The sequence below is a fragment of the Amycolatopsis lurida genome (assembly GCF_900105055.1).
Lineage (GTDB): Bacteria > Actinomycetota > Actinomycetes > Mycobacteriales > Pseudonocardiaceae > Amycolatopsis > Amycolatopsis lurida.
The window spans coordinates 800,532-822,402 of record NZ_FNTA01000004.1; the positions used below are offsets into that span (position 1 = coordinate 800,532).

The 21,871-nt window shown below is 69.6% G+C and carries 22 protein-coding genes; 8 read left to right on the forward strand and 14 right to left on the reverse strand.

The window, feature by feature from the left end; genetic code table 11:
- Window positions 1–61 precede the first annotated feature (61 nt).
- The 5 genes from kstD to BLW75_RS08890 all read right to left on the reverse strand — a co-directional run bounded on the left by kstD (window position 62) and on the right by BLW75_RS08890 (window position 5,078).
- On the reverse strand, window positions 62–1,807 hold the full coding sequence (gene kstD / locus BLW75_RS08870) for a 3-oxosteroid 1-dehydrogenase (protein ID WP_034319568.1): 1,746 nt from the start codon (window positions 1,805–1,807) through the stop codon (window positions 62–64).
- Between the two features lie 131 nt (window positions 1,808–1,938).
- Window positions 1,939–2,976: an LLM class flavin-dependent oxidoreductase gene (locus BLW75_RS08875; RefSeq protein ID WP_034319565.1), complete on the reverse strand. Its 1,038-nt coding sequence runs from the start codon at window positions 2,974–2,976 to the stop codon at window positions 1,939–1,941.
- Window positions 2,976–3,494 (reverse strand): SRPBCC family protein, encoded by a 519-nt coding sequence (locus BLW75_RS08880; protein WP_034319562.1) that lies wholly within the window; start codon window positions 3,492–3,494, stop codon window positions 2,976–2,978. Before BLW75_RS08880 ends, BLW75_RS08875 begins: the two co-directional genes overlap by 1 nt.
- Window positions 3,495–3,542: 48 nt before the next feature.
- Window positions 3,543–4,058 carry a winged helix-turn-helix transcriptional regulator gene (locus BLW75_RS08885; RefSeq protein ID WP_034319559.1) on the reverse strand — a complete coding sequence of 172 codons (516 nt, stop codon included), beginning with the start codon at window positions 4,056–4,058 and terminating at the stop codon, window positions 3,543–3,545.
- A gap of 60 nt (window positions 4,059–4,118) precedes the next feature.
- A complete protein-coding gene (locus BLW75_RS08890; RefSeq protein ID WP_034319556.1) occupies window positions 4,119–5,078 on the reverse strand; it encodes an NsdA family TPR-like regulatory protein in 960 nt (319 codons plus the stop codon).
- Between the two features lie 458 nt (window positions 5,079–5,536).
- On the opposite strand from BLW75_RS08890, the gene BLW75_RS08895 reads away from it, so the two are divergent.
- Complete coding sequence (locus tag BLW75_RS08895; RefSeq protein ID WP_034319553.1) at window positions 5,537–5,950, forward strand: SsgA family sporulation/cell division regulator; 414 nt, start codon at window positions 5,537–5,539, stop codon at window positions 5,948–5,950.
- Window positions 5,951–6,005: 55 nt separating this feature from the next.
- On the opposite strand, the gene fgd is transcribed toward BLW75_RS08895, so the two are convergent.
- The 5 genes from fgd to BLW75_RS08920 form a co-directional block, all read right to left on the reverse strand.
- Window positions 6,006–7,010, reverse strand: coding sequence for a glucose-6-phosphate dehydrogenase (coenzyme-F420) (gene fgd, locus BLW75_RS08900; RefSeq protein ID WP_034319550.1), 1,005 nt, complete (start codon window positions 7,008–7,010; stop codon window positions 6,006–6,008).
- A 356-nt stretch (window positions 7,011–7,366) separates the two neighbouring features.
- On the reverse strand, window positions 7,367–7,843 hold the full coding sequence (locus BLW75_RS08905) for a DIP1984 family protein (protein WP_241783948.1): 477 nt from the start codon (window positions 7,841–7,843) through the stop codon (window positions 7,367–7,369).
- A 43-nt stretch (window positions 7,844–7,886) separates the two neighbouring features.
- A complete protein-coding gene (locus tag BLW75_RS08910; protein ID WP_034319548.1) occupies window positions 7,887–8,414 on the reverse strand; it encodes a hypothetical protein in 528 nt (175 codons plus the stop codon).
- Between the two features lie 17 nt (window positions 8,415–8,431).
- Window positions 8,432–8,848 carry a CBS domain-containing protein gene (locus BLW75_RS08915; RefSeq protein WP_034319546.1) on the reverse strand — a complete coding sequence of 139 codons (417 nt, stop codon included), beginning with the start codon at window positions 8,846–8,848 and terminating at the stop codon, window positions 8,432–8,434.
- Between the two features lie 60 nt (window positions 8,849–8,908).
- Complete coding sequence (locus tag BLW75_RS08920) at window positions 8,909–10,102, reverse strand: zinc-dependent alcohol dehydrogenase (protein ID WP_034319543.1); 1,194 nt, start codon at window positions 10,100–10,102, stop codon at window positions 8,909–8,911.
- Window positions 10,103–10,192: 90 nt separating this feature from the next.
- On the opposite strand from BLW75_RS08920, the gene BLW75_RS08925 reads away from it, so the two are divergent.
- Entirely contained in the window at window positions 10,193–10,552 is a 360-nt protein-coding gene (locus BLW75_RS08925) for a VOC family protein (RefSeq protein ID WP_034319541.1), read from the forward strand.
- Between the two features lie 67 nt (window positions 10,553–10,619).
- Here the strand turns inward: BLW75_RS08925 and BLW75_RS08930 are convergent, their stop codons facing one another.
- The gene (locus tag BLW75_RS08930) at window positions 10,620–10,820 is read right to left on the reverse strand and encodes a hypothetical protein (protein WP_034319537.1); all 201 of its coding nucleotides are present in this window, start codon (window positions 10,818–10,820) and stop codon (window positions 10,620–10,622) included.
- 134 nt (window positions 10,821–10,954) lie between these two features.
- On the opposite strand from BLW75_RS08930, the gene BLW75_RS08935 reads away from it, so the two are divergent.
- Window positions 10,955–11,461, forward strand: a complete 507-nt coding sequence (locus BLW75_RS08935; RefSeq protein WP_395766700.1) for a GNAT family N-acetyltransferase — start codon at window positions 10,955–10,957, stop codon at window positions 11,459–11,461.
- Here BLW75_RS08935 and BLW75_RS08940 read toward each other — a convergent pair.
- On the reverse strand, window positions 11,386–12,321 hold the full coding sequence (locus BLW75_RS08940) for a DMT family transporter (protein ID WP_034319534.1): 936 nt from the start codon (window positions 12,319–12,321) through the stop codon (window positions 11,386–11,388). The two genes, BLW75_RS08935 and BLW75_RS08940, sit on opposite strands and share 76 nt — an antisense overlap.
- Before the next feature lie 388 nt (window positions 12,322–12,709).
- Between BLW75_RS08940 and BLW75_RS08945 the strand changes: the two genes are divergently transcribed.
- A complete protein-coding gene (locus BLW75_RS08945) occupies window positions 12,710–14,980 on the forward strand; it encodes a tetratricopeptide repeat protein (RefSeq protein ID WP_241783946.1) in 2,271 nt (756 codons plus the stop codon).
- A gap of 202 nt (window positions 14,981–15,182) precedes the next feature.
- Here the strand turns inward: BLW75_RS08945 and BLW75_RS08950 are convergent, their stop codons facing one another.
- Window positions 15,183–16,400 carry a cytochrome P450 family protein gene (locus tag BLW75_RS08950; protein WP_034319528.1) on the reverse strand — a complete coding sequence of 406 codons (1,218 nt, stop codon included), beginning with the start codon at window positions 16,398–16,400 and terminating at the stop codon, window positions 15,183–15,185.
- Between the two features lie 147 nt (window positions 16,401–16,547).
- Here BLW75_RS08950 and BLW75_RS08955 point away from each other — a divergent pair, with 147 nt between their 5' ends.
- Window positions 16,548–18,035 carry a GGDEF domain-containing protein gene (locus BLW75_RS08955; protein WP_034319525.1) on the forward strand — a complete coding sequence of 496 codons (1,488 nt, stop codon included), beginning with the start codon at window positions 16,548–16,550 and terminating at the stop codon, window positions 18,033–18,035.
- A gap of 4 nt (window positions 18,036–18,039) precedes the next feature.
- On the opposite strand, the gene BLW75_RS08960 is transcribed toward BLW75_RS08955, so the two are convergent.
- On the reverse strand, window positions 18,040–18,987 hold the full coding sequence (locus tag BLW75_RS08960) for a phosphatase PAP2 family protein (RefSeq protein WP_034319521.1): 948 nt from the start codon (window positions 18,985–18,987) through the stop codon (window positions 18,040–18,042).
- A gap of 110 nt (window positions 18,988–19,097) precedes the next feature.
- On the opposite strand from BLW75_RS08960, the gene BLW75_RS08965 reads away from it, so the two are divergent.
- Genes BLW75_RS08965 through BLW75_RS08975 form a run of 3 tightly spaced genes read left to right on the forward strand, consistent with a single transcriptional unit; the run spans window position 19,098 to window position 21,690 of the window.
- Entirely contained in the window at window positions 19,098–19,787 is a 690-nt protein-coding gene (locus BLW75_RS08965) for a response regulator transcription factor (protein ID WP_034319518.1), read from the forward strand.
- Window positions 19,784–21,196, forward strand: coding sequence for a sensor histidine kinase (locus tag BLW75_RS08970; protein WP_034319514.1), 1,413 nt, complete (start codon window positions 19,784–19,786; stop codon window positions 21,194–21,196). The genes BLW75_RS08965 and BLW75_RS08970 overlap by 4 nt, the downstream gene beginning before the upstream one ends.
- On the forward strand, window positions 21,193–21,690 hold the full coding sequence (locus tag BLW75_RS08975; protein WP_034319510.1) for a hypothetical protein: 498 nt from the start codon (window positions 21,193–21,195) through the stop codon (window positions 21,688–21,690). The genes BLW75_RS08970 and BLW75_RS08975 overlap by 4 nt, the downstream gene beginning before the upstream one ends.
- Window positions 21,691–21,871: the final 181 nt, after the last annotated feature.

The window sequence follows — 21,871 nt, forward strand, 5'->3', positions numbered from 1 at the left end:
GGCGTTCCCTACATTCCGTCGCAACTTCGGCCGCACAAGCCGCCCGAAGACGAATGAGACCTCAGCCGGGCTGATCCGCGAGATCGTTCGCCGCGACATAACCGAAGGTCATCGCCGGGCCGATCGTCGATCCCGCCCCCGCGTAACTGTTGCCCATCACCGCAGCGCTGGCGTTCCCGGCGGCGTACAGGCCCGGGATGACCGAGCCCTCCGCCCGCAGGACCCGTGCCCGCGCGTCGGTGCGCATCCCGCCCTTGGTGCCGAGGTCGCCAGGGACGATCTTGAAGGCGTGGAAGGGCGGCTCCCAGAGCGGCGCGAGACACGAGTTCGGCCGGACGTACGGATCGGTGTAGTAGTGGTCGTAAGCGCTGGCGCCCCTGCGGAAATCAGTGTCCACACCGGACAGTGCCTGCCCGTTGAACCGGTTCACCGTGGCGCGCAACGCCTGCGGCGGGACACCGATCGCGCTGCCGAGCGACTCCACGGTCCACGCCTTCTTGACCGCTCCGGCCGAGTACCACTCGTCGGGAAACGGCAACAGTGGCGCGACGTCGCGGAAGAGATATCGGTTGCGGTAGTGCTGGTCGACGACCAGCCACGCGGGAATGGTGGGCGACGTCGGGTTCCGGTCGTACATCGTGTGCACGACGTCGCTGTAGGGCGCCGCTTCGTTGACGAATCGCTTGCCCGCGGCGTCCACCATCAGCCCGCCGGGCAGGGTCCGCTCGGCGAGGCAGAAGTACGGTTCGCCGGGGAGCGGGATAGCCGGCCCCCACCAGGCGTCGTCCATCAGGTCCAGTGCCGCTCCGGCCCGCTTTCCCGCCAGGATCCCGTCCCCGGTGTTCGACCGGGCGCCGACCGTCCATTGTGTACCGATCGGCTGGCGCTGGTATTCCGCCCGCATGGCCGCGTTGTGCTCGAACCCGCCGGAGCCGACGATGACGCCGCGCCGGGCCTTCACCACGCCCGCCGCGACGGTCACCCCGGTGACCTTCCCGTTCTCGATGACGAGATCGGTCAACGGCGTGTTCAGCCAGACCGGGACCCCGGCGTGCTGCAACCCGGCCCGCAGTCCCGCGGCCAGCGACTGCCCCATGGTGAGCGGTTTCCGCCCGGCGAGGGCGGCGGCCGTGCCACGCGCGAGGCAGGCGGCCGCCACCGCGGCGCCCTTCGGGTTGACCGCGGCCAGCGCGAGCCATTTGTAGTCGGCGCTGAAGACGACCATCCCCGCGGGTGTGGCGAGGTAGGGCGGGTTCAGGTTGGCCAGTTCGGCGCCGAGGACGTTCCCGTCGAGCTCGTCGGGTTCGATCGAGCGGCCGCCGGGCATCCCGCCGGGCAGCTCCGGGTAGTAGTCGCTGTAGCCCTCCATCCAGCGGAACCGCAGCGGGCTGTTGGCCATCACGAACGACAGCATCGCCGGGCCGTTGGCGAGGAAGGCCTGTTGCCGCGAGGCTGGGATCGACGGGCCGACCACGGCGGCCAAGTACCGTGCGGCCTGTTCCGGGGAGTCCCGGACGCCGGCCTCGGCCAGCACCGAGTTGCAGGGAATCCAGATCCCCGCCCCGGACCGGGCGGCCGAACCGCCGAACTTCGCCGCCTTCTCCAGCACCACGCAGCTGAGCCCGCGTTTCGCCGCGGTCAGCGCGGCGGTCATCCCCGCCGCGCCCGCCCCGACCACGACGACGTCGTACTCGCCGAGCACCGCGGAGGTGGCCCCGGCCGTCCCGGCGAACGGCAGGCCCGAAGCGAGCGCGAGCCCGGTGCCGAGCAGGACCTGGCGCCGGGACAGACCGGAATCGGGACCCATGAATCCTCCTCGCGTGGGGATCGAGCGAGGTCATGTTCTCCGGACACCGGGCAAAAGTGAAACAAGTTCTACCCGCTTGGAGCAGGCGGGACCGGACGCACTCGGCCGGTCACCTCAACCGGCGCGAGCATTCAGCCCAGCGCGCGGATCAGGTCCAGCGCGCGGCCGAGGGTGGTGAGCCGGTCGGCGACCGTCTCCCCCGCCGGGTACAGCCGGACCGTGTCGACGCCGGCGTCCTGCCAGACGCGCAGCCGTTCGGCGACCATCGGTTCGGTGCCGATCAGCGTCGTGCCGAGCACCATTTCGTCGGTCACCAGTGCGGCGGCGCCTTCCCGGTCGCCTGACTGCCAGCGCTCCCGCACCGCCGCGGCCGCCTCGGCCCAGCCTTGCCTGCTGTAGGCGTCGTTGTAGAAGTTCGTCTTGGCCGAACCCATCCCGCCGAGGCTGAACGCGAGTTCGGCCTTGCGGCCGGCGACCATCCCGCGCAACTCGTCCTCGTCCGCGGCGAACGCGACCTCGGCACCTTGGCAGACTTCGAGGTCCGCCCGCGTTCGGCCCGCTTTCGCGAGACCCGCGTCGAGATGCGAGAAATAGGCCTGCGCGCCCTCGGGGACGAAACTGGTGCCCAGCCAGCCGTCCGCGATCTCGCCGGTCAGCTCCAGCAGCTTGGGCGAGAGCGTGGCCAGGTGGATCGGAATCTCCGGATTCGGCGCCGCCGACAGCCGCATCGGCTTGCTTTCGCCCGGCAGCGGGATCTCGAATTCCTTGCCGGAGAAAGAGATCTTCTCCCCGGCGAACGCCTGGCGGATGATCGCGACCGTTTCCCGCATCCGGGTCAGCGGCCGGGCGAACGGAACCCCGTGGAGCCCCTCGATCACCTGTGGTCCCGAAGCGCCGAGCCCGAGGACGAACCGGCCTCCGGAGAGCTCCGAAAGGGTCAGCGCGGTCTGCGCGATCGCCACCGGGGTCCGGGTGCCGAGCTGGATGATGCCCGAGCCGAGCCGGATCCGCCCGGTCCGGGCCGCGAGATAGCCGAGTACGGACGGTGCGTCCGAACCCCACGCCTCGGCGACCCAGCATTCGTCGAGACCGAGCTTTTCGGCCTCCAGCACGAAATCCAGCGTCTCCCGCCAGCCGCGGGACGCTTCGACCGTGGTCGCCGTCCGCATCACGCGCCGTCCGCCTCGGCGCGCTCCTTGATCGCGGCGAGGGTCCCGGTCATCGCGTTCTCGAACTCGCGCAGCCGGACGAAGACGATCTTCTCCTCCTTATCCGGCATCCGGTCGATGGCCAGCGAGAGACCCGACCGCCCCGGCCCTATTTGCATCCACTGCCGGAGCTTCGTCCCGCCGTTCTCGGGCTCCAGCGTGAAGCGCCACACCGCGGTCGGCGTTTCGGGATCCTGCACCGCCCAGGCGAAGACCCGCGGCGCCTCACACTCGACGACATACGACGTCGTCTCCCATTCGCCGAACGCGTCGTGCCTGCTGTGGCCGACGAACCGCCTGCCGACCGTGGCTTCGCCGGCCGCGCCGTCGCACCATTCGGCGGACTGGAGTTCCTGGCTCATTTCCGGCATCAGCCGCACGTCGGACACGATCGACCAGACCCGCTCCGGAGCGGCGTCGACCCATGCCTGGACCTCGACCGTCGGCTTGTCGGCGTACTTGGCGCCCGTCCACTCCATCGTGGTCACCCTCCCATGCCCGTGACCTCGATAGTTGCGTAGATGGACTTACGTTGTCAAACCCTCCTGCGCGGCGAAGCGGCGTACGACGTCCGGGCGGCTCGCGAGCTTGGGCGGGTAGCCCGCGCCGAGCCGGGCCCGCGTGTTCTCCGCGGTGAGCGGCCGGGCGCAGTGCGCGCAGACGACCTCCGCGTGGGTGTCGTGCCCACACGTCTCGTGGTGGAGGGTGATCGGCGGCCCGTCGTCCCCGGAGAGCCAGCGGTCGCCCCAGCGGGACATGGCGGCGAGGACCCCGTAGAAATCCGAGCCCTTCTCGGTCAGCACGTAGTCGTAACGGACGGGGTCGGCCTGGTAGGCGCGCTTTTCCAGCAATCCTTCCGCGACCAGGCGGCGCAGCCGGTCGGCGAGGGTGTTCCGCGCGATGCCGAGCTGCTGCTGGAACTCGTCGAACCTGCGGATCCCGTAGAACGCCTCCCGCAGGACCAGCGGCGTCCACCAGTCGCCGAGCAGGTCCATGGTGCGCGCGATCGAACACGGCCACTGCGCGAACGAAGTCCGTTTCATACCCGCGAGCCTACGCCCGGCGAAATTGATCCGGTCATTCCCACACCCATTCTCCGGCACTCAGGCACTGGCCCGAAATGTTGCGATCCGATCAAGGATATCTCGCGCGTTAATATCACCCACCCGCTTCCGCACGCTTTCCGACAGCGGCCGTAAACGATCTCGCGTCCGCGCGGAACGGATTCCGTCCGCGATGTCCATCGCGGCGAGACCGACCTCCGCCGCCCGGTCGAGATCGCCTTCCAGCGCGTGGTCGACCGCGAGCCAGATCATCGTCAGCGACCGGCTGCGCATCATGTCCGGCCCGTAGCCCTCGATGGCTTCGGTGAGCGCGGGAATGGCCTTCCGGCTGTGGCGGACGTCGACGAGCCTGGCGAGTTCGGTGCGCACCGTGCCGATCATCGCGGCCAGGTCGTTGGCCGTGAAGAAAGCCGACCACGACGGGACGGCGTCGCCCGCGGAGTCCGCGAACTGTTCCGGGGCAAGGGAAATCTTGTCAAGCGCCTGGCGGACATCACCGAGCAGCGCATAGGCCCACGCCTCGTTAGCCGACAGGATCGCCTGTGACAGCGGCCGTCCGGCGCGGCGTGCCGCGACCTGTCCCTGGGCGAACTGCTCGAGCGCCTCCGACGGTGACCGGTGATGCAGGTACATCCGGCCGAGCCGGTAGCGGATGTTGGCGAGGAGGTCGTCGTCGCCCGCCTCCGCCGCGAGGTCGAGGGCGCGGCGGAAGTGCCGCTCCGCCCGTACGGGACGGCCCGAGTCGAATTCCGTCCAGCCCTTCAGGTTGTGCAGATCCGCGACCACCCCGGCCAGCCGCCGGGCCACCGGGTCGGACATCATCCCGCGCCGCAGCGCGGCACCGTAGGGCTCCAGCACGCGCAGCAGCTCCCGGCAGGATCCGCCGCCCTCCCGGTAGTCGCGCGCCCGGAGCGCGGCGATGACGCCCTCCAGCCGGTCGATGTCGGCCTGCCCGACGCGCATCGGGAGCCGGTCGATCACGGCGACGCCCCTGGACACGGGGCACCACCGGCGCGGCCCCGGAGCCAACAGCCCGCGTCACGCCGAGTGAGTCCGTCCCGGGGAATGACGACGGTGATTCGTACACCCATTACCGCTCCTCCCTATCCGCAACGACCAAGCTCGCCGAGGTCCAGGACGGAGCCACGCCGGTCTCCTGGAAACATTTGAACGACGCGTGCTGATGTTAAACCGCCAAGAATACGGATTCACTCCGCCAAATGGCTGCCCATATTTCCTTCCTCGGAATATGCACGTGCGAATTCTCTTTCTTTTGCACGGATGATCGCCTTTTCCGCCCGCTCACCCCACGTGCCCACCGAAGACGGTGCGTGAGCACGTGAGACGCAGCTCTCAGCCGAACGTGTGAACCTTGTCAACTCGGGTCACGAAAAGGCTTCACATTGCGTTATCCATAGCTGAAGATCAACACCAACCGAACGTAAGGGGCTGAAGCATTGGACAGGGAAAGCGACCTCATCCGGGGGACGATCGTCTTCGGCCTGCGCACATTCGGTGCGGACCCGCTCCCCGTGCGGGCCGACCTCGAATACGACCCCGAGGACCCGTACGCCGTCGTGGTGGCCTACCACTCGGGCGGCGGGACGGTGCGCTGGATGTTCGGCCGCGATCTCCTCGCGGACGGGCTCCTCACTCCATCGGGTGAAGGCGACGTGATCATCAGCCCGGCCGACGACACCTCGATCGTGATCTTCGCGCTCAGCGCGCCCGACGGCTGCGCGGTCCTCGAAGCGCCCGCGCAGGAGCTGGCCGAGTTCCTCGACCGCACCTACGACGTCGTGCCCGCCGGTTCCGAGCCGGAATGGTTCGACTTCGACCAGGAGATCGGCAAGCTCGTCACCGAGTCCTGACCCGCCTGACCCCCGGTGGCGGCACCGTCCGCGCGATGCCGCCGTCCGCGCCGGGTCAGGCGAGTTCGCGGAGCCCCGGGACGACCTGTTCGGAGAACGAGCGCAGGAAGCGCTCCTGGTCGTGGCCGGGACCGTGGAAGACGAGGTGGTTGAAGCCCGCCTCGACGTACGGCTTGATCTGCTCGACGGCGTCCGCCGGGTCGGAAGTGACGATCCAGCGGCGGGCGACCTGTTCGATCGGCAGCGCGTCCGCGGCCTTCTCCATCTCCGCCGGGTCCTCGATGCCGGCCTTCTGCTCCGGCGTCAGAGACAACGGCGCCCAGAACCGGGTGTTCTCCAGCGCCTGCGCCGGATCCGGGTCGTAGGACAGCTTGATCTCGATCATCTTGTCGATGTCGCCGGTGCTCCGGCCCACCTGTTCCGCGCCTTCCGCGACCGCGGGCAGCAGCTTCTCGGTGTAGAGCTCCATCCCCTTGCCGCTGGTGCAGATGAAGCCGTCACCCTGCTTGCCGACGTACTTCGCCATCACCGGGCCACCGGCCGCGATGTAGATCGGCACGCCGCCCTCGGGGCGGTCGTACACGGTGGCGTCCGTGGTCTGGAAGTACTCGCCTTCGAACGTGACACGCTCCTCGGACCACAGCTTGCGCATCAGCTCGATCGCCTCGCGCAGCCGCGCGAACCGCTCCTTGAACGCCGGCCACTCGATCCGGGCCACCGCGACCTCGTTGAGGGCCTCGCCGCTGCCGACACCGAGCAGCACCCGGCCCGGGTACAGGCTGCCGAGAGTGCCGAACGCCTGTGCCACCACGGCCGGGTTGTAGCGGAAGGTCGCCGTCAGCACGCTGGTGCCGAGTACGACCCGCTCGGTGCGCTCGCCGACCGCCGCCATCCACGCGAAGGAGAACGGCGCATGCCCTCCTTGGTGCCGCCAGGGCTGGAAATGGTCGCTGACCATCACGCTGTCCAGCCCGACCTGCTCGGCGAGCACGGAGTACTCGACGAGGTCGCGCGGGCCGAACTGCTCGGCCGACGCCTTGTAACCGATCTTCAGTGCCATCCGGGGTCACCACCTGGGCTCTTGGGTTGTTCCGCTCTTCACCTTGGCACAGAGTCGATCAGCTCCGCCCATGCCTCGACGGGGTGAAGAGTGTCGGGAACACCACTGTGGCACCGGGAATGGCACCGGGAATGCCACCCGGAGTGCCGTGGAAAGACCCCGTACCCGCCCTCGCCCTCCGGGACCGGCACGTGGTGATGAACTGTGCCGTTTGCGCCGTCACCTGTGCGTCGTGCTGGGCGGAGTTGTGATCGGGGAGTCGAACCCCACGCTGCCCGCCACGTGCCAGGCCGGGCCGGAGAACCGCCGGCCCTCGGCTTGTGCCCGCTTCCCGGAGGGCTACCTGCTTTCCACGTTCAGTCCAGGAGGTCGGTCTCCCAGTTGGTGCGCTGGATCTCGACGTCGACCGCCCGGATCTCCCCCGCCACCCGGTCCGCGCGGGACCGCAGGTCCGCGACCGGCAGCGCGGAGAGGTAGCGGAGTTCCGAACGGAGCTGACGGCCGTACTCGCCGTGGTTGCGCCCGGCCGCGGCGTCGGCGGCCGCGGTCAGGACACCGTGCCTGAGCCGGAGGACGTCGCGGCGCGCGATCGCGTCGGTGATCGTGCCCTCCCCGAGCGGGGTCGCGGCGTTGGTCCGGTTGATCCGCCGGATCAGCGATTCCAGTTCGTCCAGCGCGGTTTCGGCCTCGACGAGCAAGGCGGAGGCGTCTTCCGAAGGTTCGTCGCCCTCCTGGTGCCGCGCGTTGTCGACGATCCGGGAGCGCAGCGCCTCCACCTTCTTGGTGACGTCCGCGCGCAGCGCGAGCGCTTCGGCCAGCTTGATCCGGGACATGCCGGGAAGTATCACCAAGATCGAAGACCGGCGCACCCCGTTTTCAGCCCACCAGGGAATGCCGCTGGTAGGACGAGTCCGGTTCGGTGAACTCGAGCCCGTTCTCGTCCAAGGCGTTGAAGACGGTGAACCGGCCGCGCGGGAAGACGAACCCGACCGCGACCATGCCGTTCGCCATGTCTCGCGTCGCGCAGTCGAGCAACTCGACGTCCTGGAGCACCTGACCCTCCAAAGCGGACAGTTCCGGGAAGACGTCCCGCCGCCACCGCAGCGGGCTCGGCTCGGCCGGATCACCCCAGTCCCATGAGGACTTCCCGTACGGGTCGATCGTGTTCCAGGTCAGGGAAAGCTCGTCGAACTTCCAGTGCCTGATCTCCAGCCGCTCATCGCCGAAGTCGACCACGACGGGCGCGTCGGAGAGCCACTCGGCGTACTCGACGAACCAGGTGAGGTGGACATGCCGCAGCCGCCTGCCCACCAGCGCACGCAAACGATCCCCGTGCGCTCTCCGGATCGCCTGGAGTCCGGAGAGCCACACGGGTTCGTAACCTTCGATGTCGAAGAACGCCACCGAAGGAGTATGGCGGGTCAGTCGTAGGACAGTGCTTCCACCAGCTCGCCGCTGTCCGGGTTGGGCAGCGCCTTGGCCACGTCGGCCTGCGCCACGATGCCGACCAGCTTGTGCCCGTCGATCACCGGCAGCCGCCGGACCTTGTGGTTCGCCATGGTGCGCATGATCTCCTCGGCGTCGTCGTCCGCGCCGATCGTCACCGCCTCGCCCTGGGCCAGTTCGGAGGCGTGCAACGCCCTCGGGTCCTTGCCCTCGGCGAGCACCTTCACCACGATGTCGCGGTCGGTCAGCATGCCTTGGAGCTTGCCGTCCTCACCGCAGATCGGTAGCGCGCCCACGGACTCGGCGGCCATCTTCTTCGCCGCGTCGAGCACGGTTTCGGAAGCGGACACGCAGGTCGCGTTCGCGGTCATGATGTCTCGTGCCGTGGTCATCCCATCGCTCCTTTCGTCAGGATCCGCATACCGGATACCCGGCATCCGCGTGCCGACACCTCAAGCCGCCGACGGCTCCAGCAGGATCTTGACCGCGCCGTCCTGTTTCTTCTGGAAGATCTCGTACGCGTGCGGCGCCTCCGCCAGCGGCAGCTTGTGCGTCGCGAAACCCTCGACGCCGAGCGGGTCGGCGGAGTCGGTGATCAGCGGCATGATGTCGTCGATCCAGCGCCGGACGTTGGCCTGCCCCATCCGCAGGGTGATCTGCTTGTCGAACAGTTCCATCATCGGCAGCGGGTCGACCATGCCGCCGTAGACGCCGCTCAGCGAGATCGTCCCGCCGCGCCGCACGCAGTCGATGGCCGCGTACAGCACGCTGAGCCGGTCGATCGCGGCCTTCTCGGTGATCTTCGCGCCGATCGGATCGGGCAGGAGGGCGACGAGGTTCTGCGCCAGCCGCCCGACCGGGGCACCGTGCGCCTCCATCCCGACGGCGTCGATCACCGAGTCCGCTCCCCTGCCGCCGGTGGCCTCACGGATGACGTCACCGAGGTACTTGTGTTCCCGCGTGTCGTAGGTGACGACGCCGGCGGCGGCGGCCCTCGCGAGTCGTTCCGGCACCAGGTCGATGCCGATCACCTTGCCCGCGCCCCGGTGTTTCGCGATCCGGCAGCAGAACTGGCCGATCGGGCCCAGCCCGAACACCACGACCGTGCCGCCTTCGGGGATGTTCGCGTAGTCGACGGCCTGCCAGGCCGTGGGCACGACGTCGGAGAGGTACACGAACCGCTCGTCCGGCGGGCCGTCCGGCACCTTGATCGGGCCATAGTGGGCCTGCGGGACGCGTAGATATTCGGCTTGGCCGCCCGGGACCTGGCCGTAGAGCTTGGTGTAGCCGAGCAGCGCCGCGCCCTTGCCGCGGTCGGTGACCTGCGTGGTCTCGCACTGAGACTGAAGGCCGCGGTCGCACATGAAGCAGTGGCCGCAGGAGATGTTGAAGGGAATCACAACGCGATCGCCGGGCTTCAGGTTCTTCACCCCGGACCCGACCTCTTCGACGACGCCCATGGGCTCGTGCCCGAGGATGTCGCCCTCGTCGATGAAGGCGCCGAGGACCTCGTAAAGGTGCAGGTCGGAACCGCAGATACCGGTCGAGGTGATGCGCACGATCGCGTCGGTCGGTTCGACCAGTTTCGGATCCGGGACGGTGTCCACCCGGACATCGCGTTTCCCGTGCCAGGTGACGGCCTTCATGGTGCTCCCTTCGGCAAGTGGCTCTGCTCCCCCGCCGGATGCCCGTCCGCGCATCCGGCAAACCTCGCCGTTCCGTGCCACCGTGGAACCATGCGAACCCGGATGCTCGCCGTCACCGTCGACTGCCGTGAGGCCGAAGCGCTGGCCGCGTTCTGGAAGGAAGCGCTCGGCTACCCCGAGACCGAACGGTGGACCGACGGTCACGGAGTGACCTATGTCGAGTTGAAGAGCCCCGACGTGCCGAGCCTGCTCTTCCAGCCGGTCCCCGAGGGGAAGCCGGGCAAGAACCGGCTGCACCTCGACATCGCGCCCACCGAACTCGAGCAGCGCGAGGAGGTCGCCCGGCTCGTGTCACTCGGCGCGAAGATCCTCGAAGACCCCGAGTCGGACCCCTGGGTGGTCATGGCCGACCCGGAAGAGAACGAATTCTGCGTGCTGCCACGGCGCTGACCCACTGGGCTCGTGAGTGGTAAGGACGGTTCTAACCGTCCTTACCACTCACGAGACCGATGTGGCCTCAAGCGGCTTCATCGTCGGTCCGGACCGACCTTTCGGAATGCAGCCCCAGCATTTCCAGAAGCATCCGGCAATCCGTCGCGTCGCGGGCGTTCGCGACCACCGCTTCGGTCGCCTTGCGCAGCACCGCCGCCCGCACCGCGGTCGCCCCACCGTCGATCAGTTCCTCCACCGGACGCATTTCGTCGAACGGGTTCCCCATGACCCACCTCCGTCGTCCCTTTCGTTGATACCCGATTCCGGCGGCGAAAGCCCCCGCGTTCTTGCGGTTCCGGCGGCGCCCCAGCCGGTTTCTCCCTAGACTGGCGCCATTCGGACGAGTGGACGGAGCGGGAACTGACCACCGAGTTGCGCGGGGAGTTCGTGACCCTGACCCCGGTCACCGAGGCCCATGTCCCGGACTTGCGGCGGATCCGCGGCACGGCCGAGGTCGGGGCACGCTGGGGTTCGGTCGACGACTCCCCCACCTGGCCGTTCGACGACCCCACGACGACCTGCTTCACCGTCCTGGAAGGGGGTGTCGTCCGGGGCTTCGTCCAGTACGGCGAGGAGGAGGACCCGATGTACCGGCACGCGTCGGTCGACCTGTTCCTCGACCCGGCGGCCCACGGCCGTGGGCTGGGCACGGACACCGTCCGCACGATGGCGCGGTACCTCCTGCACGATCGCGGGCACCATCGGCTCGTGATCGACCCCGCCGTGGACAACGACGCCGCCATCCGCTGCTACAAGGCCGTCGGCTTCCGCGAGGTCGGGGTGATGCGCGGCTACGAACGCGACACCGACGGCGAAGGCTGGCATGACGGACTGCTGATGGACTTGCTCGCCGAAGACCTCACGTAGCGGGTCAGGGCGACTCCGAGCAGCACCACGGCCATCCCGGCGAGCACCCGCGGGCCGAGTTCCTCCCCGAGCACGATCGCGCCCAGCGCGACCGAGACGACCGGCAGCAGGTAGCCGACGGTCGCCGCGGAGGTCGCGCCTTCGGCGGCGATGAGCCGGTAGTTGAGGTAGAAGGTGACGCCGGTGCCGAAGATCCCGAGGACGACGACGGCGACCACCGCGGTCACGTTCAGCGGCCCGGACGGGGCGGCGTCGAACGGCAGCGCGAGCGCGCTCAGCCCCGTGGCGGTCAGCAGTTGCGCGGCGGAGATCGCGATCGGACCGCCCTCGCCGACAAGTTTCCTTCCCATGTAAGCGAAAGCGATCGCGTAACTGATACCGGCACCGAGCAGGGCCAGTGTCCCCCACCCCAGCAGTCCGCTCTTCTGCCAGGGCGCGAAGATCAGCAGGATGCCGGCGAAACCGAGGACCAGACCGCCGACGCGGATCACCGTGATCCGGCGTTCGGTGCCGATCCCGATGCCGATCAGCAGCGACCACAGCGGAGTCGTCGCGTTCATCACCCCGGCGACGCCGGAGTCGACGGTCAGTTCGCCGATGCTGAACAACGCGAACGGCAAGGCGTTGCAGAAGAAGGCGGCGACGAGGAGCCTGCCCCAGATCCGGCGGCCGCGCGGGAGACGCTGCCCGGCCCAGCGGCTCAACGCGAGGAGGACGGCCGCGCCGAGCGCGCAGCGGATGACGGTCACCTGAACGGGCGGCAAACCGGTCAGGGCGAGCTTGATCCACAGGAAGCCCGATCCCCACAACAGGGCGAGAACGCCCACCCGGATCAGGGTTCCCGGCGCGCCGATGCTCACTTCGTTCCTTTCGCCGGGCGGCTCGATACCACTCCAAGCTGCCTCGGGCGACTCGTCAGGACAAGTGAAAAGATCTACACCGACGTTAAGCGGACCTGAATGTTCCGAAGGGTCACGGCCGTGGCCGCCGGGAAAGCGGCCACGGCCGGCTTCCGAGGAGATCAGTACTCGCCCGGATGCTCGCAAGGCGGAACAGGGCCTGCTCACATTTCGCGGTCGCGCATGATCCACCTCCCTTTCGACTGGCGCACCGGTGGGGAACGGGCGCGTTCTCGCTCAGTTTGGGGGCTGGCTTCGCACCTGCGCATACCCGGTGGCCGTGTTGTGACCCACGTAATGGGAAGGTTGTGGCACCATCTGCCGCGCAGCGGGGAGAAAGGTGCTTCGGGTGACCGAGAATTCCGGCTCGGCCGGATCCGGGGAGACCGGTAAGGCACGCCCGGTTTCGACGGCCGCGCTGACCTTCGGGCGCGCATTGCGGCAACGGCGGCAGGCGCGCGGGCTGGCCTTGCGGGATCTCCAGAAACTCGCCTATGTCGACAAAAGCCTCATCAGCCGGGCCGAACGCGGACTCACCCCGCCGAGCGCGGAATTCGCCGAAGCCTGCGATCGCGCACTGGGCGCGGGCGGGACTTTGATCGTGCTCGCCGAAGCCGCCCGCGCGGAACCCTATGTGCACCTTCCCCCGCCGCCGGATCATTTCGTCGGCCGTGCGGAACACTTGGCGCTGCTGGACGAAAAAGTGTTCACCGAAGCGGCGAAAGTGGTCTTCGTGGCCGGGCCGCCCGGGGTCGGGAAGACCGCGCTCGTGCTGAATTGGGCGAACCGGCGGCAAGAGGAGTTCGACTGCGTCCTCTGGTCTGATCTTCGCGGCTATGCGGCCGGTTCTCCCGCCCAACCCGCCGACATCCTCGACGACCTTCTGCGCTGCGTCGGGGTCCGCCCCGATCGGGTCCCCGCCGAGGAGCACATGCGGCTCGCGCTCCTGAGGGGCCTGCTGCGCGGCCAGCGCACGCTCGTCGTGCTGGACAACGCCCTCGACTCGCACCAGGTGCGGCCGGTGCTGCCCGGCACCCCGGACACCACCGTGCTGATCACCAGCAGGCGGCGGTTGTCCGGACTGGTCGTCGGCTCCGGCGCGGTCCAGGTTTCCTTGGAGCCGCTGCGAGATCTCGAAGCGGCGCGGCTCATGGCCGACCTCATCGGCGACGAACGCGCGGCAGGCGATCCCGAAGGCGTCGGCAGGCTCGTCCGGCTGTGCGCGGCGCTGCCACTCGCGGTGAACATCGCCGCCGAACGAGTCGCCACGCATCCCCACCAGAGCGTCGGCGACCTCGCCCGTGAACTCGTCGCCGAGGGGCGAAGGCTGGAACTGCTCGCGGTCGACGACGACGCCGTCGGCGTCCGGGCCGCGTTCAGCTGGTCGTACCGCGCGCTGGAGGCCGACACCGCCCGGATGTTCCGGCTGCTCGGCCTCCATCCCGGGCCGCGGTTCACCGCGGGCGCGGCGGCCGCGCTCGCCGGTCTGCCCGAACACGAGGCGCGACGGCTGCTCGACAAGCTCGTGCACGCGCATCTCGTCCAGCAGATCGGCGCGCGGTACTACCGGTTCCACGATCTGCTCCGCGTCTACGCCGCCGAAGAGGCCGCCGCCGCACAGTGGCGGGAGGAGCGGGAGGCGGCGGTCTCCCGGCTGACCCACTGGTACCTCTACGCCGCCAACGCGGCGAGCTGGACGCTGACCCCGGCCCGCGACCACCACATCGACCTGGGGCCCGCGCCCGAAGGCGTGGAGCCGCTCCGGTTCGCCACGTTCGACGAGGCCTATATCTGGTGCGCGTCGGAGATGCCGAGCATCACCGGTGTCGCCCGCCTGGCGCTGGACCACGGGCTGTACGAGATCGGCTGGCGGCTGCCGGTGGAGCTGTTCGACTACCACCTGCTCGGCAGGCCGTGGCAGACGTGGATCTCCAGCCACGAGGTGGCGATCGAGTCCGCGGAGGCGGGCGGCGACCTCGGCGGACTGGCGTGGTCGGCGATCAACCTCGCCGAGGCGCACCGGCGGCGTGGCGACCTCGACCGCGCGAGCGAACTGTTCGGCCGGGCCGTCGACCTCGCGGGAGAGATCGGTGAGAACCCGAGCCTCGGCTGGGCACTGGTCGGACTCGGCAACATCGCGCACGAGCGGGAGGACTACGCCGAAGCCGTGCGGCTCGCCGGGCAGAGCGTGGAGGTGAACGCCCGGATCGGCTACCGGCTCGGCGAAGCGACCGCACGGGTCCACCTCGGCCGCGCGTACCGCGACCTCGGCGAACGGGACCAGGCCCTCGACCACGGCCTGCGCGCCTTCGACACCTACGCGAAGGACGCCGACCAGCACGGCATGGGGTTCGCCTTGGTGCCGCTGGCCAGGACCTGCCGCCGGTTCGGCGATCTCGAGCAGGCGCTCGGGTACTGCGAGCAGGCGCTGACCGCCTACCGGAACTGCGGCGACGTCTGGGGACAGGCCGACGCCCTCGACGAACGCGGGTGCGCGCTGGCCGCGCGGGGAAACACCGACGAGGCCATGGCGGTGTGGCGCGACGCGCTCCAGCTCGTCATGGATCTCGACGACCGGAAGGCGAGCGTGCTGCGGGGCCGTCTCGAAGGCGCGGTGTGACCTCAGGGCGCATGCCCGCCTCGGACGACACGCGTGATTGGACGGACGACACGCGTGATCACAGGGACGACACGCGTGATTGGGCGGACGACTCACCGATAGCCGGATCCCGCCGCGTTGTCGTCTCTCTGGACACGCGTGTCGTCCGCCTGATCACGCGTGTCGTCCGTTCGATCACACGAGCCGGTGGACCGGGCACGGGCTAGAGCTTCACCGGCAGGTGGTGCAGACCGCGGGTGATCGCGCTCGGCCACCACACGAGCCGGTCCTCGGACACGGTCAGCGTCATCGACGGCGCGCGGCCGAACAACGTCTCCAGTGCCGCGGACGCCTGCATCCGCGCGAGCGCGGCGCCGATGCAGATATGCGGGCCGACGCCGAAGGCCACGTGCCGCACCGGCCGCTCGCCCGGCCGGAAGGCGAGCGGTTCGGGGTGCACCTCCGGATCGCGGTTGGCCGCCAGCAACGACAACAGGATCGGATCGCCCGCCTCCATCCGCTGCCCGGCGAGTTCCATCGGTTCGGTGACGAAGCGCCAGCTCGTGTTCTGCAGCGGGGTGTCGCGGCGCAGGACCTCCTCGATGACGAGCGTCAGGTGTGCGCCGTCGGCGCGGGCGCGGGCCGCCTCCTCCGGATGCGTGATGAGGGTCAGCGCGGTGGACGCGATGAGGCTGATCGTCGTCTCGTGCCCGGCGATCAGGGAGAGGAACGCCGTCGCGGCGACCTCTTCGCCGGTCAGTTTCCCGGCGGCCTCGTGTGCGAGGAGATCGCTGATCAGATCCGCCCCCGGTTCGGCGCGTTTGCGGGCGACGACGTCGGCGAGCAGCGCGTCCAGATCGTCGGTCGCCTTGAGCATCGACGCCATGTCCGTGACGTCGCCGGCGGCCACCACCAGCGCGGGCGGGCGGACCTCGTCCAGCAGGTCGTCCGGGATGCCGATCAGCTCGCAGATCGACCGGATCCCCAGCGGGTACGCGAAATCCTCGACGAGGTCGCCCTCCCCCCGGTCGAGGATCGGGTCGAGCAGTTCGTTCGCGAGCCGATGCGTGCGGTCGCGCATGTGCTGCAGCCGCCGAGGGCCGAAGGCACCGGCGCAGGCCTTGCGCAGCCGTGCGTGTTCTTCGCCCTCGAAGTTGTTCATATGCCCGATGAGCGTCGGCCGGTGGTCGGCAGGCAGCCCGAGATTGGCCTTGCGCCAGTGGTCCGCCGCGACGGACGGGCATTTGGACAAGCGCGGGTCGGCCATCGCGGAAACGACGTCCGCGTGCCGGGTCAGCAACCAGGTCCAGGTGTCGCCGGGCAGCGGGAGCCGGAACGCGGGAGCGTTCGCCCGGAGCCATTCGTAGGCGGGTGAGGGATTCCTGTCGAATTCCGGGCCGAACATCACCGGAACGGCGTCGTCGTATGCGGCGTCAGGCATACGAGCCACGATGCCAGCTTGTGGCGGATCGGCGTCCGGCGAACGTGGGTATCGGCCTGTCTCACGGGATCGTCAACGCGCTCCCCCTGTCACCCCCTTGTGGTGACCCAGCAAGATCGAAGCGGGTGCGGTGCGTAGCGGTGGGAGGTGACCCTCGTCAGCGAGTTCGGCAAGCACGACCCTGACTCGGCCTCGGAGCCTCCGCGCGGTTCGCTCCGGGGTTTCGCCGACACCGTCGGCCTCGCCGCCGCCCGCGTCTGGCGGCTGCGTGGTCGTGCCTGGAACACCCTGCGGCATCCGGCGGGCTGGGAGCTGTGGCGACTGCCGCCCGCGGCGGTCTTCTGGATGCTCGGCACCGAGATCGCCGTCGCGGCTTGGGCGCTGTACAGCGGGTTCAAGGCCTCCACCACGAACACCGATCTCGTCCGCTTCGGCGTGATCGCGTGCTGTGCGATCTGGTACGTCGTCCAGACGCAGCATCCGGAGGAACAGCGCCGGGCCGACGACCGGCGCGGCGAGCACATCGACCAGACCGCCGTCTGGCTGGGCGGGGCGGCCGTCCTGCTGCCGCCCGCGTTGTCGCTCGCGTTGCTGCTGATGGTGCGCGTGCAGCGCTACTCCATCGCGCACAAGGCGATGACGACGTTCCTCTTCACCACCGCCGCGCACGCCGCCTCCATCCTCGGCGTGCACACGATCACCGAACTGACGGCACTGCACACCTGGCTCGAATCGGGCACGCTCCCCCAGGGGCCGGGTGACATCGCGATCGCCGCCGTCGCGCTGGTGGGCGCCGCGCTCTGGTACTTCGCGTCGCAGACACTCCTGATCAGCATCGCGCGCGGCCTCGCGTGGGGCGGCTGGCGGCGGCAGAAGCTGATCGGCAGCTGGGCCGACAACGCGGACTTCGTCTACGCGCTGCAACTCGCCGCGTGCACCACCATCCTCGGCGCGGTCAACATCGCGCTGGTGCCGCTCGTGATGATCGGGGTCGCGCTGCGGTCGACCCGGCTCTCGCAGGCGCTGGCGGACACGATCGCGCGCAGCCAGCGCGACCGGAAGACCGGACTGCTGACCGAGGACTCCTTCCACGCCCCCGCGGCCCTGCGACTGCTCGAAGATCAGACCGGACGGCGGCCGACGGCGTTCCTGATGCTGGATCTCGACCACTTCAAGCAGTGGAACGACAAGTACGGGCATTCCGGCGGCGACATCGTGCTCGGCTGCGTCAGTGCCGTGCTGCGGCAGAACACCCGCTCCACCGACATCGTCGGGCGGTGGGGCGGCGAGGAGTTCTCGGTGCTGCTGCCGGACACCACGCGCGAGGAGGCGACGCGGATCGCCGAGCGGATCCGGGCGGCCGTCGAAGAGACCGCCATCACCGGCCTGACCGAACTCGCCAGCGGGCACGCCACCAACGAACCCCGCGCGGTGGGACCGATCCACGGCTGCACCGTGTCGATCGGCGTCGGGCTCTCACCCGAACATTCGACGGATTACGGCGAGCTGTTCCGCGTGGCGGACGCGGCCATGTACCAAGCGAAACGGAGCGGACGGAACCGCGTGGTCGTGGCACCCTCCGCGGTCCCGCCCTCGCCCCGGACGCCGATGTCGCCGTTGAGCCGGGTGGACTGACGCGTCAGCGACGGGTCACGAGGCGGGTTTCGAGCAGATCGTCGACCACCCGGGTCTCCACACCGGTCCGTCGTTCGAACGCGGAGCCGCGCAACGGCCACAGCGCGACCAGCACGATCCCCACCGCCGCGCACGCGGCCAGCACCAGCGCGGCGACGAACTGGGCGGCCCCGGCGGTCGCCGTGCTCAGCACCGCGAAGCCGAGCAGGACGATCCCGGTGGGCAGCACCGCGGCCAGCGCGACCAGGGAAGCGGGGGTGCGGCGCAGGTCCCGGCGCCGGGTGGTCAGCCAGGCGGCGAGCAGGCAGGCGAACGACGCCGCCAGCAGGCAGGAGCCCGCGGTGTCGCTGAGCCGGTGCCAGCCCAGCGCGATGGTCGACGACGCGACCCAGGCGACGCCGACGCCGCCGATCCCGATGATCGCCGGACGGAATCGTTGCGGCAGAACGAAAGCGAGCGCCATCAGGATGGCCATGGCGGCGCTGACGTGGCCGCTGGGGAAACTGTTGTGCCCCGGCCCGCGGCCGCCGTCGGGCAGTTCGGGGCGGACGAGGACGTAGAGCTTGAGCAACTGCGCGGCGACGAGCGGGAGCACGAGGACGCACAGCGCGGGGACGAGGAGGCCGGGTTTGCGCCGGAGCAGCGCCAGGACGACGAGCCCGATCCCGGCGGCGCCGATCACGAGCACCATGTCCTGGTCGCGCAGCGGTCCCGCCCAGTCCATTGTGGACCACTGACCGGACTGCGCGCTGCGGACGACGCCGTTCTCCGCGAGCTGTCCGGCCGACGTGTGCACGAACAGCACATAGCTCACGAGGAACGCGACGGCCAGTCCCAGTCCGGTGGCGAGCTGGAACACGGCCCTGGAGAGGGTCCGCCTGGTCTCGGCGTGCCGTCCCGGCAGCGGACGGCGGGCGGGGGTCGGCTTCGCTTCGTGGATGAGTAGGGCCATGCGTCTCACTGTCCCCACGGCGTTTAGCCAAGAGGTCCGGACAATGTCATGGTTCTGCTACAAGATCGAGCCGAGTCGCACACGCGCGGCGACGTCCGAATAATGGCGGCGTGGCCAGTGTCCTTTTGATCGAAGACGACGCGTCCGTGCGGGAGGGGCTGGAACTCGCGCTGCGCCGGCAGGCGCACACCGTCCACACCGCCGAGAGCGGTGAGCTCGGACTGGAGAAACTGCGGGTGTTCCAGCCCGACATCGTCGTGCTGGACCTGATGCTCCCCGGCATCGACGGCTTCGAGACCTGCCGCCGCATCCGCTCGGCGGGCGAGGTGCCGATCATCATGCTCACCGCCCGCAGCGACGATTTCGACATCGTGGCCGGCCTGGAGGCCGGCGCCGACGACTACGTGACCAAGCCGATCGAACCCCGCGTGCTCGACGCCCGGATCCGGGCGGTGCTGCGCCGCGCGGTGAGCGAGAAGCCCGCGAACGACGCCGCCGCCGGGGAGCGGCACGGCGGCCTGGTCATCGACCGGGCGGGCCTGGTGGTCACGAAGAACGGCGAGCCGGTCTCGCTCACCCCGACCGAGCTGAAACTGCTGCTGGAGCTGTCGCGTACGCCCGGCCAGGTCTACAGCCGCCAGCAGATCCTCTCCGCCGTCTGGGATCACGACTACCTCGGCGACTCCCGGCTGGTCGACGCCTGTGTCCAGCGGCTGCGCGCGAAGATCGAAGACGTCCCCGCGAAACCCGAACACGTCCAGACCGTCCGCGGCTTCGGGTACCGGTTCGGCCGTTCATGAGGCTGCTCTCCGGGCTGCGGCCCCGGCTCATCCTGGCCTTCGCGGCGATGGCGATCATCGGCGCGGCGGCCGCGGCGGGGGCCAGTTACGTCTCGGCGAGGAACGCGATCCTCAAATCCGTCCAAGACGCGGCGATGGATCAGCTGAAGGACCGGGTCGGCGCCTACGACCGCCCGCTGTCCACGCCACCGACCCAGGACCAGCTCAACGACTTCGCGGGCAGCCTGCGATTGAACGCCGTCGCGGTCCACGGCAACCTGCGGTCGGTCAACGGCCCCGACCTGACCCGGTTCTCCACCGAACTGCGGCGGACGGTCGCGGGCGACATCCGTATCCAGTTCCAGCGGCTGGACCGCGACACCGGCCCCGAACTCCAGGTCGGCCTGCCGGTGCTGGCGCGACAGCCCGACGGGTCGCCAAGGGCCAGCGGCATCGAGGTGTATTCGCTCACCTCGCTCGTCCAGCAGCAGCAGGCCATCGACGAACTCGCGAAATCCGCCTGGCAGATGGCCGCGCTCGTCCTTCCGCTGGCCGCGGCGCTGGCCCTGCTCGCGGCGAGACAGGTGCTGAGACCGGTGCGGGCGCTCAACACCGCCGCCGCCCAGCTCGGTGAGGGCAGGCTCGACGTCCGGCTGCCCGCCAAGGGGTCCGACGAGCTGGCCGAGCTGGTCACGACCTTCAACAACACCGCCGCCGAACTGGAACGCACCGTCGGCGAGCTGAGAGCCATGGAGGCCGACGCCCGCCGGTTCGTCGCCGACGTCTCGCACGAACTCCGCACGCCGCTCGCGGCGATGAACGCGGTCACCGACGTCCTGGACGAGGACGCGGAGGCACTGCCGCCGGACACGGCCGTCGCGGCACGGCTGGTCTCGGGCGAGACCCGGAGGCTGACCCGGCTGGTCCAGGACCTGGTCGAGATCTCCCGGTTCGACGCGGGCCGCGCCGAACTCGTGCTCGACGAATGGGATCTCGCGACGGCGATCCGCGACAGCCTCGACGCCCGCGGCTGGCGCGAGGGCGAAGACCTGGTCACCGACCTGCCGGAAGGCGTCCTCGCCCGCGTCGACCGGCGGCGGCTCGACCTGATCGTGGCGAATCTCGTGGGCAACGCGTTCCGGCACGGCGCGGCGCCGGTCGAAGTCCGCCTGCGCGCCGGCGGCGACGGCGTCACCCTGGAGGTCGAGGATCACGGACCCGGTATCGATCCCGAGATCCTGCCGCACGTGTTCGACCGGTTCACCAAGGCCGACACCGCCCGTGCCCGCTCCGAGGGCAGCGGGCTCGGCCTGGCGATCGCGCTGGAGAACGCGCGACTGCACGGCGGCGACATCACCGCCGCCGACACCGGGCACGGCGCCCGGTTCGTCCTGCGCCTGCCGCACCGGACCGAAGGGGGCACGCGATGAGAAGGACCCGGGCACTGCCCGCCCTCGCGGCCGCGATGCTGCTGGCGGCCTGCGGCGTGCAGCCGACCGGAGTCGTCCCGGCCGGGCCCGGCCCGTCGATCCGAGCGACCACGGAGATGTACCTTCTCGGCGGTCTGACGCTGTACTTCGTCTCCGACGGCCGGGTCATCCCGGTGGCGCGGCCCACCCAAGGCTTCATCTCACCCGAAGGCGCGCTCACGTTGCTGCTGAAGGGGCCGACGGAGCGGGAAGCCGCGCAGGGCCTCACCACGTTCGTCCCGGCGGAGTTGGGGCGGGTCGGGGTGTTCTCGGGCGACCCGACCACCATCGTGCTGCCGTTCGGTGTGCGGAAACTTTCGAACCAGGCCATCAACCAGCTGGTCTGCACCACGATCGCGGCCTCCGCAGCGACCAGCCGGACGCTGCGCTCCCCGGGAGTGAACGTGACCTCGCCGGACGGGGACGTGTACTTCCAATCCTGCAAGGCGGATTGAATTCGTCACTCACAGTGCTCACATAAAAGCACTTCTTGTGTCTGTACGGACGTGAGCCTCTTTTGGTTCACCGATCAAGGTAACTGTGGGCGAACACACTCGGGCGTGACATTGCCGTGTCCTTTTCGTAATGTTGCCCGGAGCTCGCGGCCCCCGACGCGAGTTCCCGTCCCCGAAGTGG